The sequence below is a fragment of the Psychrobacter sp. C 20.9 genome (assembly GCF_001921765.1).
Lineage (GTDB): Bacteria > Pseudomonadota > Gammaproteobacteria > Pseudomonadales > Moraxellaceae > Psychrobacter > Psychrobacter piscatorii_B.
The window spans coordinates 18,690-30,552 of record NZ_MRYC01000016.1 but is presented as its reverse complement, the minus strand read 5'-3'; the positions used below and the strand labels follow the sequence as shown (position 1 = coordinate 30,552).

Genomic DNA, 11,863 nt, shown 5'->3' with positions numbered 1-11,863 from the left:
TCTTGTTATTTGGTCGTTTTTGTCGTAGCTTCTATCCCCTTCCAAGGATCGTCTTGCCCGACTGTCACGATTAAAAAGTTATCCGGATTTAAGGTATCGCGCAGTGTTTTGTTGACCCCTGACAGCGTGACTTGATCAATACGGTTGACATAATCGGCCAAGTAAGTGTTTGGCAATTGATAGAAATTCATCATTCCTAACAACCCATTGATCCCTGCGTTACTTGCAAAACCCATCGGGAAGCTATTTTTGAGATTGTCTTTGGTCAGGCGTATCTCGTCCTGAGTGACTCCTTTTTCTAACGTGTCATCGATAACCGCTAAGCTTGCATCGATTGCCGCACGTGCTTTGTCATTGCGCGTTGAAAAACCAATCTGATAAGGCCCGCGTGCTAGCATCGGATTCATTGATCCTGAAATACCGTAGGTGTACCCGAGATTTTGTCTAATCTCAGTCATCAAACGGGCATTAAAGTCACCACCTGCCATTACCTCGTTACCAACCGCAAAATTGGTTTGCTGCTGCTGGGCTGTTGGATTGGTTGCACGTTTACTGCCTAATTGCCCCATCAATACGGTAGTTTGGGTACTTGGGAAGGGGATATGAATGTGCTGTGATTTAGTGAGAGGTTTAGGCTCAGGTAAATCAGCGGCAGCTTGACCAGCAGATAGTTTAGTCGTGATATCTTCAGCCAGTTTTTTCGCCTGTACCAAGGTCAGATTGCCTGTCATAGCGATAGAGGCATTTGCCGCCACTAAATACCGATTTTTAAAGTCTATCAGCTGTTGCTTCTGGATAGTTGGCACGCTCTCTAGCGTACCGACTGAGGGATGAGCGTAAGGATGACTGCCATATAAAGCCTTATCAAAGGCAATACTGGCAAGACTGCCAGGGTCTTGTTTTTGCTGCTGTAAACCAACGAGTAATCGTGACTTATTCCGTGCTAATACCTCGTCATTAAACGTAGGCTCACTCACCATTTGCGTCATCAAATCAACAGCTGGTAAAAGGTGTTTATCGTCTGATAAGCTGCGTAGCGAAACAATGAACATATCCTTATAGGCACTACTGCCCAGATTGATGCCTAGTGTTTCAACAGCACGCGTGAATGCATCTTCATCTAAGCTTTTGGAGCCCTGCTCAAGCATCGTTGCGGTCATGTTGGCGATGCCAAAACCGTCTTTACTGATGCTGCTATCACGGGCACTACCAGCGTTGAAACGTAAGTCCACATCGACGATCGGTAAGGCTGTGGTCTGAACGAACATGACAGGAACGCCAGCTTTGGTCTTAAACTCTTGAATCGTTGGCACTGTGACTTTTAAAGATTTGGCATCATCGATACTGGTAAGTTTAGATAAGGCTGCAATCGGCGCACTCGCATCAACAGCAGTAGGGGCTCGGTAATCTTCAGCGCCTGTAGTGTCGGCTTGGGCAGTATTAGCCAATATACTCAACGCAAAAACTACACTGGTACTAAGGTATGATAGCTTTTTTAATGAGAGATTAGATGATGTAGAGGGCAAAGCATTACTCAAAGATTTTTGTCTTGCTTGAGAGTCATATTTATTCTGAATCATGATGTTCTTCTTATTAAGAATACGGTTATATCGTCGCTTTTATGAGACGTTCTGATAACAGGCAGTATTTATTGTGCTTTGGTAGTGTTCTCTTTTGGGGGCACAATATGCATCACCGTTAAGTTGTCCTTAACCAAATATTTCTTACTGGCAGCCTGAATGTCAGCGACACTGATACCATCTAGTTTGGTTGGTAACTTAGCAAGTAATCTGTCATCTAGCCCAATAGACTGTAGTGAGCCAATCATACGAGCTTGTCCTTCCATGCTGTCTTGTGCATATACTAGGCCAGTGACGGCATTGGTCTTGGCGCGACTGATTTCATCGGCAGCAATCGGGTCTTTTTTGAGTTTGTCTATCTCTGATATTATGGCTTGTTGCGCTTGTTCTAAACTGACACCTTCACGTGGTGTCGCTTGAATCATAAATAGCCCATCGCCGCGATCTAATAAATCGTAAGAAGTACCAACCGTGGTCAGTAGACCCTGCTCACGTATCAATCGACTCTCCAAGCGTGCAGATAGACCACCATCGAGTACATCTTGAGCAAGCGAGAGGGCGTAAGCCTGTTTTTCATTGTTTGCGCCTGCTGTCACTAGGCTAGGTACGTTGTAACCCATTAGCAAAACGGGCACTTGCACCGCTTGCTCAGAGTCTACTTTTTGATAACCACGAAAGCCTTTTTGAGTGACAGCGTTACGCTTAGGTACGTTGCTTGGCGCCAGCTCACCAAAATAGCGTTTGACTTGAGTGAGTACTTCTTGTGGTTGCACATCGCCGACGATGACTAAAGTAGCATTATTGGGTGCATACCATGTCTTGTACCAGTCTTTTAAATCCGAGAGCTTGATGGATTCTAGCTCACTCATGGGCCCAATGACAGATTCACCCTTTGGACTGTTAGGCAATGCTAGCAAACGAAAGGATTCGTAAGCTTTGGCAAGGGGATTGTCATCAGTACGCTGACGTCGCTCTTCCATGACGACTTGGTGCTCTTTGGCAAACTCTTTGTCATTGAAGGTGAGGTTTTTCATTCGATCTGCTTCAAGCTCTAACGCCAATGGCATACGATTGGCAGGAAATAGCTCGTAGTAGCCCGTATAATCATAGCTGGTAAAGGCATTGTTAACCCCGCCAAACTTGGCAATCAACCGCTCATAATCATCACTTGAAACATCAGGAGTGCCTTTAAACATCATATGCTCAAGTAAGTGAGAGATGCCGCCTTTATCCAGCGGCTCATCTGCCGAGCCCACCCGATACCAAATCTGGGTCATGGCGACGGGTGCACGGTGGTCTTCTTTTATGACCACTTTTAGGCCATTTTCTAACTGGTATTCATGTCGACCTGACATATCCATTGTCAACGCAGAGGGCTTTGCCTCATCAGTTGTTTTATTTTTACTAAATGCGCTTTGAGATGACCCATCTGTCGTGACCGTATTTTTTGTGGTGGTAGTCGTGCTAGAAGGTAATGAGGTGGTTTGACAGGCAGAAAATAATGTTGCCATCGTTAAAGCACATGCAATGCGTAATGGCGTAGTAGGTAGTGGTAAAGACAATGGCATGGTATGGTCTACTTATATAAAATAATGACTGAAGTGATGGACGTAATCATAGCAATAAAATGCATCACAGTGATGTCTGTGCGCCAACCATGACACTAGCGGTCGGTCTGAACTCTTGCGTAGTATTGCAACCTGCCACAGATAATACAGTTGTCGTTAGCAAAATCGCCACACTGATATTGGCAATGCTTTTATGGTGTTTAGAGAGTGATGACATAAGCGTTTCCTAATAAGAATTTTTAGATGAGTCTTGGTAGAGTAGGCGAAGTCTTGCAAGGAACAAGTCAGAATTTTGTGTCCAAACCTTAAGCAAAACTCTCTCAAATCATTATGTGATTTTTTGAGCAGATAAATTTTGACGACAGTCTACTATGGTAAGGGCTGAGCGCGACTTGAATTATGCTAGAATAGGCTAAAATCCATGGCCATATAGCTGGCAAGCTTATGACAATCTAAAAATCCATTTACAATAAACAAATAATTAATAGCGATAACTTTTAGGGCAAACTTATGAATAACCCAAACAATAGCAACCGTGTGGTCATCAACCTTGATGATGGTCTTGATGACTTAGATGACGATGATATTACCTTACCCAGTTTGCCGGCGCAATCTGTACCCATTATTGATGAAACAGAGAGTGCTGCGCCACAAAGGGATAATACGACAAATCCAGATGTCTCAAACAATCAGGCAGCAGAAAATATTGCTTTGGCCACGCCAATTGTTATGACAGAAGAGCATAACGTCCCTAAAGGTGCCTCTGAGAGCTTTTCGAGCGCTAAAGAGACAGGCACTACGAGCAAACCTAACACTGCGACAACCATTCCTGCCATGCCATTACAAGAGCAATTAGGCGATACACCAAGCGTGAGTCCAGTCGCTAGCAGTAATGTACAAGCGACTACGCCGCAAGAAACTGCTGAAGAGTCACCAGAAAATAAGAAAAAAGGCAGCTGGTTTAACCGTATGAAGACGGGTCTGAGTAAGTCACGTAAAAACTTGGCCGAAGGGATGGTCAGCATACTTATCGGTGGTAAAGAGATCGATGACGAGCTGTTAGAAGAGGTTGAAGATCAGCTATTGGTAGCCGATATCGGCGTCAACGCGACCAACCGTATCATCAAGAGCCTCACTGAGCAGACTGCCCGTGGTGACTTGATTTATGCCCATTCATTATATAAAGCCTTGCAAAGTGAGCTGGTCGATATCTTAACGCCAAAAGTTGAGCCGCTGGTGATTGATACCAGCAAAAAACCATTTGTTATCTTAGTTGTGGGCGTCAATGGTGTGGGCAAAACCACAACCATCGGTAAGCTTGCCAAGCGCTTACAAGGTGAGGGTAAATCAGTCATGCTAGCGGCAGGGGATACTTTTCGCGCGGCTGCCACCGAGCAGCTACAGATTTGGGGCGAGCGTAATCATATCCCAGTGGTGGCGCAAGGTCATGGCTCTGATAGTGCCTCTGTCATTTTTGATGCGATGCAATCTGCCAAAGCAAAAAATATCGACGTACTCATAGCAGATACCGCTGGCCGTCTACAAAACAAGACGCATTTGATGGCAGAGTTAGAGAAAGTGGTGCGCGTGATGCGTAAAGCTGATCCAAGCGCTCCGCATGAAGGTATGATCGTACTCGATGCTGGCACGGGTCAAAATGCCATTAACCAAGTTGAGCTATTTAACAAGATTGTACCATTGACAGGTATCACCATTACGAAGCTAGATGGTACGGCAAAAGGTGGTGTGGTGTTTAACATTGCCGAAACGACAGACGTGCCTATCCGCTATATTGGTGTGGGTGAGTCGATTGATGACTTGCGCGCCTTTAGTCCGAAACAGTTTGTCGCCGCTTTGTTTGAGACAGATGATAAAGAATAAAAATAGCCAGTTTTATTTGGTAAATCATTTTTAAGATAATATGGAAGTAGACGCTATGATAGTTACCACAGCAGCTTTTGGGTCACATCAATTAACGCTGATTGCCCGTGCTAATGCGCATGTCAGCGAGCATAGTCGGCCTATGCTCGTTGAAGCCAACTGGCTGCTGCCCGGTAATACTTGGCACAGCTCAAAATCTGTCCCCAAACTTAAAAAATATTATGGCCTGACAGATGAAGACTTTACCTTTATAGACAGCAATAGCCTAAGCATGAAAGAGCCTACTCAAGCTTTACTGATAGAAACGATTTTCCAACTCAAAGATTATGCTGCTGGTAAACGCAAGACATTGGACTTGCCCTTAGATTTTTCTATGGGTACTGAGTTTCAACAAAGCGTATGGCGGGCGCTGCAAGAGATTGAATATGGCGAAACTATCAGCTATGCCACCCTCGCGCAGCGTGTTAATAGCCCGAAGGGGTTCCGCGCGGTTGCACAGGCTAATGGCAAAAATCCTTTTAGTATCATTGTGCCTTGTCACCGAGTGATTGCGAGCGACGGTAAGCTTGGCGGTTATACAGGTGGATTAGATAAGAAGAAATATCTACTAGCGCTTGAAGGGGTTAGGTGTAGAACGTAAAGATAAATATACATATAACGTTTGAACTATTGAGTGAGTGAGCAGAAAAAGCACCAAACCGACAATTGATTGGTGCTTTTTCTGGGGGTGTTCTTGCCAGTATTTAGTTATTAAGCTGGCTATCCTTCAAGCTGTGCCATGACGTCAGCAGAGAAGTTCACGTTAGTATAAACTTCTTGCACATCATCCGCATCTTCTAGCATATCGATCATTTTTAGGATTTTTTCAGCATCTTCTACATTGTCTATTTCAGCCGTGGTAGATGGTGACATGGTGACTTCAGCATTGTCAGAGACAAGACCAGCAGCGTTAAGCGCGTCTTGAACTTGACCGAAAGTTTCCCACTCAGTGATGACAAGCAAGCTTTCACCATCGTTTTCGATATCAACGGCGCCCGCATCTAGTGCCACCATCATGACTTCATCTTCTAGGCTTACATCATTAAAAGTGATCTCGCCGCGTTTGGTAAACAGATAAGCCACTGAGCCTGAAGTACCAAGATTGCCATCACATTTGGTAAAGGCGTGACGGACTTCACTGACCGTACGATTGAGGTTATCAGTCATGGTTTCGACCAGTACCGCTACACCGCCGACACCGTAGCCTTCGTAACTGACTTCTTCCATGTTTTCATTATCACCGCCGCCTGTACCACGGTCGACAGCACGGTTGATCGTGTCGCGAGTCATATTGACTGATAGCGCTTTTTCGATAACAGCACGTAAGCGCGGGTTTTTGTCAGGGTCGGGGTCGCCTTGTTTGGCAGCTGAGACGATTTCACGGATAATTTTGGTAAATATTTTACCTTTTACTGCATCCTGACGGGCTTTACGGTGTTTAATATTTGCCCATTTTGAATGGCCTGCCATATAATATCCTTAAGGTTTACGTATTATTTTTTATGTGCAAAAAGGCGATGAATTACAGCCTTCGATGTCTGATCACCTTGTTTTATACTATCATTACTTTGTCTATATCAGGTAATAGCGCTACTTGCACGTTAACGATTTGTATGTTGTTGAGAGTGCTTTTTTGCTACACTGTGGCAAATTATAGATTGTATTCACTATGATAAGTGAGCAATATTATAAACCAGTTTTAACTGTTTTGACCAACTTGCCCTTATCCATCACATTTTAAGTCATGGAACGCTATCAAGCCATTGATTTTATAAAGTTACTGATTCTATGAAGCAACCAACCGCTGAAGCCCTAACACACTTGCGTAACCGCACGCATATTATTATCGAAGGTACGGATACCCGTTTGGGTAAGCTCTTTGATATTGTATTATTGATTGCGATTTTGGCCAGTGTGGCTGTCGTCATGCTTGATAGTGTGTTGTACATGCGCTTGCAATACGGCACGTTGTTTTTTTATGCAGAGTGGTTTTTTACCATTCTATTTACCATTGAGTATGCACTAAGGTTGTTTTCAGCACCCAATCGCTTGCGCTATGCGTTTAGCTTCTTTGGGATAGTGGATTTGCTGTCTGTGCTGCCAAGCTATCTGAGCTTACTATTTGTAGGGGTGCAGTATCTACTAGTCATACGAGTGCTGCGTATCTTACGTGTATTCCGTGTCCTAAAACTTAAAGCCTATATGCAACAGGCAGGTTTTTTGGCTTCTGCACTCAAAACCAGTCAGCAGAAAATTACAGTCTTTTTCTTGTCCCTTGTGCTATTAGTAACCATCTTTGGTTCAATTATTTATGTAGTAGAGGGGCCTGAGAACGGGTTTACCAGTATTCCATTGTCTATCTATTGGGCGGTCGTCACGATGACCACGGTTGGCTACGGTGACATGTCACCCAAGACGCCGTTAGGCCAAGCGATTGCAACCATGGTTATGATCACAGGTTATTCGATTATTGCTGTACCGACAGGGATATTCACCTCTGAGCTGGCTCGTAATATGCGCCCACAGCTTAATCCTGTCACTTGTCCAAACTGCGGTAAATTTGGTCATGCAGTAGGCGCAGACTTTTGTGATCGCTGCGGGCACGCGCTCCACATTTAGTGATAGGTAGTGATAGGTTTTATATCACTACCGATTGCTCTCTTATCTATACCTCAATGTACTCATCAACGAGCGGCGAGAGGTCAGTCTCAACGCCAAGATTGACCAGATTCCAGTACTGTCCAGATACGGTACGGTCTAACATCATGGTGGTGGCAGAGGGCTGAAACTGACCGAAGTATTTTAATGAAGTGCGCATTTGGGCAATCGCCTCATGGTGTATTTGACTGCTACCAAAATCAAATGGCCCTTCTTGGTATGGGCGGATAGATAGGGGTTTTAGACCAATAGATAGCCATTTTTCATAAAACTCGCCAGGGATGTTTTTATCATCATCACGGCGAATATCTAAGGCGACAAGGTCTTGCTCAAGCGCGGTCACATCGCCTTTGATAGCATGCTTGGCAAAACGACGGAATAGTTGGACCTCGTTGTCACTATAACTACGAATACCGCCGAAGTCATACGCCACAACACTACCATCCTGCCGAAAAGCAAAGTTGCCTGGATGCGGATCACAATGCATACGGTACAGACTAAATAGTTGTCCTGCGGTAAAATGAAACAAGCGCTTTGCTATTTTTTGCTTAATGGCATTGTCCCATGTTGCAGCGACGGTCAATGTCTCTCCCATCTCCTCAGTCAGTGTCAAAATCCGTCTAGAAGAGTGGCTGCTAATGACTTTTGGGATAATGAGACCTTCATCATCAGCATGAAAGGCACCAAATACACGCAGATTGTGCGCCTCTTTGGTATAGTCCAACTCGTCGTGTAGACTCTGTCGAATCTCATTAAATAACTGCTCTTGCAACTGCTTACTCATATTGAGCACACCTGCAATTTTTAGCGCCATGCGCACCTGTTTGAGGTCGCTATCACAGTTTTCATCGACATCAGGATACTGGACTTTGACCACGACTCTTTGTCCAGAAGGTAGCACAGCTTTATGGACTTGCCCGATAGATGCTGCGGCAAATGGCGTCTCGTCAAACTCACTGAACAGCTCTGCCATCGGTGCTTTAAGCTCACGCTCAACTTGTGCACGTATTTGCGCATAAGGCATGGGCGGGGCATCTTTTTGGAGTTTTTCTAGGGCAGTTGCAACCTCAGGCGGGAACACGTCTTTGTACTGTGAGGCAATTTGTCCGACTTTCATCACCGCACCTTTCATCTCACCTAATGTCTCGGCAATCTGGATACCCACGTCTTGCATCAAGTCTGAGCGAGCTTGTAGGCGCTTTTCTTCGTCACTCGAGAGATGCTTAAACGAGTTTTTAGCGGCTTTGCCGGCGATGCTTGCTGTCATACCAGCGAGTTTCATAAAGCGCTTTCCGGACGTTTTTGCCATTCATATCACCATATAGTGGATTGTTTGCTCAGTCATAATTCTATTATTTTCATCAAACAATTACTGTTTAACTAATGTGTGAAAAACAAAATGTGTGAAAAATAAGAAGTTTTACTTTATTAACAAAGCTAGTGATCTATAAAATTAGGAAACACCTTAAGTGCTTGTATTGACTGAATAAATATTGCTTAGCCAGTAGTCTAGTGCCATCTCATAACCCATATGACCCAAACCACAGATGACACCTACTGCGATATCGCTCAAATAGGAATGATGCCTGAAAGGCTCACGCGCATGAACGTTGGATAAATGTACTTCTATAAAGGGTTTTTGCGTGGCCAATAGGGCATCACGTAGGGCAACTGATGTGTGGGTAAAGGCAGCAGGATTGATAATAATGGCATCAGCTTGGGCAGATTTGTCTGCTAATAAGCCATAGTATTGGATCTTATCTACTAGATCGCCTTCATGATTTGACTGTATACAAATTAATTCAATGCTGTGCTGAGCGGCTCGTTCGACCAAGCGTTTTTCGATATCTACCAGCGTCATATGGCCATAAATTTCAGGCTCACGCTTACCCAATAAGTTCAGGTTGACGCCATTCACCAATAGCAGTTTGTGATTGAGTGTCTGATCGATGTGTTGGTCAGCAGGATTTTCTGCTGCTGTAGATGGAGAAGAGGACGTCATAGTAATCTCTATCGCTGTTTAAATATGTGGATGATTTATTATAATGAATAAGGTATGCATGACAAATAGGTTGCACAAGCTGATCCAGCGTATCCCTTTATAATAGCAGCTTGTAGGCTGGGTTATAAAAAAATTACAGGAAAAACTCACCCATGCATTAAAAAGCGTGTTAAAAGTCTTTATGTTGCTAAAAACCCGTGCTATGATATTTTTTATGCAATAAATATTGCAAGTTTGTTACTATCATTGATATGAGAGATAGTTTGCAAGATTGGCTTTCTTTTATATAAGCGTTTTAAAGATGACTGTGACTAGATTGGTACTCTTAAGTTTTTGATTTCATCATCTTAGATCCCGTTTATATGCAATGTTGCAAAGGAATTTGGGGCTAAGCGAACTTTTTTAGGAAGTAATATTATGTCAGCTCGTGAGCAAGGTATCGTTAAGTGGTTTAATGACTCAAAAGGCTTTGGTTTCATTCAACGTGACAGCGGAGAAGATATTTTTGTCCATTTCCGCGCGATTCAGGGTGATGGCTATCGTTCTTTAAAAGATGGCGAAAAAGTTGAGTTCAGCGTAGTAGAAGGTGAAAAAGGCCTACAAGCTGAAGAAGTCAGAAAGTTAGAAGAGTAATCTATCCAGACATTAAAGCAGTTTAGTTATAATGTCTGTACGAACTACTGATATACTACTGAGTCAAGCCCGTATTGTCTTACCCATGTTGAGTTAACAGCAGCATATTTGGTAGGTCAGGTATTGGGCTTGGCTTTTTTTGTACCCGTATGTCTAGCGGTCATCTATAGATATAATGTTGCGACTGCTATTGGTCACGCTTATGTCAATATGAAATTTTATTGTGAGCTGATTTGTGATTGATAAAATACAAGCAACTAATTTAAAAGGATATTTTTTTGAGTAATTTTACAACGTTTACTGATTTGCCACTTTCAACCGCGACCCTGCGGGCAGTGAGTGATTTGGGTTTCACTGATTTAACGCCTATTCAGGCAAAAATACTACCGCATACATTAGCAAATCAAGATGCCATCGGACAGGCACAAACGGGAACTGGTAAGACAGCAACGTTTTTGCTGACTATTATGGAGGCGTTACTTAAGCGTCCTTTTACGCATGACGAAACGCGTTATCTTGGTGAGCCACGTGCAGTCGTTATGGCACCGACGCGTGAGCTCGCTCAGCAGATATTTGATGACTGCATAGCATTGACCAAATATACGTCGCTGCATAGTGTCTGTATCATGGGTGGTACCAATTACGAAACCCAGCAGCATGAGCTTGAGCGCCAATACGTTGATATTTTGGTGGCGACGCCTGGCCGTCTAATTGATCTTGCCAATAAAGGCATGGTGTATTTAGATCGAGTAGAGGTGTTGGTGTTGGATGAAGCAGACCGTATGCTGGACATGGGTTTTATCCCTGATATCAAGCGCCTTGTGGGGCGTATGCCCGCCAATACAGACCGTCAAAGCTTACTGTTTTCTGCTACTTTTAACCAAGATGTGATGAATTTGGCGTATCGCTGGTTGCATGAGCCGCAGTTTGTGGAAATCGAGCCAGAACACAAAACCAGCGAATTGGTTGATCAGCACTTTTACTTACTGACAGAAGATCAAAAACTCGAAGCCCTGCAGCGTATTATTAGTGATGAGGCCGTTGAAAAGGTCATTGTATTCGCCAATCGCAAAGATCAAGTCAAGCGTCTCTATCATAAACTGCGTCAAGCACATAAGATTGTCATGCTCTCAGGTGATGTGATTCAGCAAAAACGTGAGAAATACTTGCAGCGCTTTAAGGATGGTCACGCGTCTATCTTGGTGGCGACAGATGTTGCAGGGCGCGGTATCCATGTTGATGATATCAGTCATGTCGTTAACTATACCTTACCGGATCAACCAGATGATTATGTCCACCGTATTGGTCGTACGGGCCGCGCTGGGCAAACAGGCATTAGCATTAGCTTTGTCAGTGAAGATGACGCATTTAATATACCAGCATTAGAGAAGCATTTAGAAACCAAGTTTACGCTTGAGCAGTGGCAGGAATAATTGCTATAAATAGGTATCACTTAACCAATAAACCCCTTAATATCATTTTTGATATTAAGGGGTTTTTGT

General features: G+C 43.8%; 11 protein-coding genes. 5 read left to right on the top strand and 6 right to left on the bottom strand.

All coding sequences use genetic code 11. From position 1 onward, the window contains the following. Positions 1-5: 5 nt before the first annotated feature. The 3 genes from BTW00_RS10860 to BTW00_RS14080 all read right to left on the bottom strand — a co-directional run bounded on the left by BTW00_RS10860 (position 6) and on the right by BTW00_RS14080 (position 3,365). On the bottom strand, positions 6-1,580 hold the full coding sequence (locus BTW00_RS10860) for a pitrilysin family protein (RefSeq protein WP_083603634.1): 1,575 nt from the start codon (positions 1,578-1,580) through the stop codon (positions 6-8). 68 nt (positions 1,581-1,648) lie between these two features. Continuing rightward, on the bottom strand, positions 1,649-3,148 hold the full coding sequence (locus BTW00_RS10855) for a M16 family metallopeptidase (protein ID WP_371915070.1): 1,500 nt from the start codon (positions 3,146-3,148) through the stop codon (positions 1,649-1,651). A gap of 64 nt (positions 3,149-3,212) precedes the next feature. Continuing rightward, the gene (locus BTW00_RS14080; protein ID WP_178379292.1) at positions 3,213-3,365 is read right to left on the bottom strand and encodes a hypothetical protein; all 153 of its coding nucleotides are present in this window, start codon (positions 3,363-3,365) and stop codon (positions 3,213-3,215) included. A gap of 293 nt (positions 3,366-3,658) precedes the next feature. Between BTW00_RS14080 and ftsY the strand changes: the two genes are divergently transcribed. Next, a complete protein-coding gene (gene ftsY, locus BTW00_RS10850) occupies positions 3,659-5,029 on the top strand; it encodes a signal recognition particle-docking protein FtsY (RefSeq protein WP_075107417.1) in 1,371 nt (456 codons plus the stop codon). 55 nt (positions 5,030-5,084) lie between these two features. After that, on the top strand, positions 5,085-5,669 hold the full coding sequence (locus tag BTW00_RS10845; RefSeq protein ID WP_075107447.1) for a methylated-DNA--[protein]-cysteine S-methyltransferase: 585 nt from the start codon (positions 5,085-5,087) through the stop codon (positions 5,667-5,669). A 119-nt stretch (positions 5,670-5,788) separates the two neighbouring features. Here BTW00_RS10845 and BTW00_RS10840 read toward each other — a convergent pair whose 3' ends face one another. Further along, positions 5,789-6,538, bottom strand: a complete 750-nt coding sequence (locus BTW00_RS10840; protein ID WP_058024057.1) for a YebC/PmpR family DNA-binding transcriptional regulator — start codon at positions 6,536-6,538, stop codon at positions 5,789-5,791. A 318-nt stretch (positions 6,539-6,856) separates the two neighbouring features. Here BTW00_RS10840 and BTW00_RS10835 point away from each other — a divergent pair, with 318 nt between their 5' ends. After that, positions 6,857-7,687: an ion transporter gene (locus tag BTW00_RS10835; protein ID WP_075107416.1), complete on the top strand. Its 831-nt coding sequence runs from the start codon at positions 6,857-6,859 to the stop codon at positions 7,685-7,687. Between the two features lie 46 nt (positions 7,688-7,733). Here the strand turns inward: BTW00_RS10835 and BTW00_RS10830 are convergent, their stop codons facing one another. Both BTW00_RS10830 and aroQ read right to left on the bottom strand, forming a co-directional pair. After that, positions 7,734-9,035, bottom strand: a complete 1,302-nt coding sequence (locus BTW00_RS10830) for an AarF/ABC1/UbiB kinase family protein (RefSeq protein ID WP_075107415.1) — start codon at positions 9,033-9,035, stop codon at positions 7,734-7,736. A 156-nt stretch (positions 9,036-9,191) separates the two neighbouring features. Continuing rightward, complete coding sequence (gene aroQ, locus BTW00_RS10825; RefSeq protein WP_075107414.1) at positions 9,192-9,728, bottom strand: type II 3-dehydroquinate dehydratase; 537 nt, start codon at positions 9,726-9,728, stop codon at positions 9,192-9,194. 417 nt (positions 9,729-10,145) lie between these two features. Between aroQ and BTW00_RS10820 the strand changes: the two genes are divergently transcribed. Both BTW00_RS10820 and BTW00_RS10815 read left to right on the top strand, forming a co-directional pair. Beyond that, positions 10,146-10,361: a cold-shock protein gene (locus tag BTW00_RS10820; RefSeq protein ID WP_058024053.1), complete on the top strand. Its 216-nt coding sequence runs from the start codon at positions 10,146-10,148 to the stop codon at positions 10,359-10,361. Positions 10,362-10,639: 278 nt separating this feature from the next. After that, positions 10,640-11,794 carry a DEAD/DEAH box helicase gene (locus BTW00_RS10815; protein WP_075107413.1) on the top strand — a complete coding sequence of 385 codons (1,155 nt, stop codon included), beginning with the start codon at positions 10,640-10,642 and terminating at the stop codon, positions 11,792-11,794. Positions 11,795-11,863 lie beyond the last annotated feature (69 nt).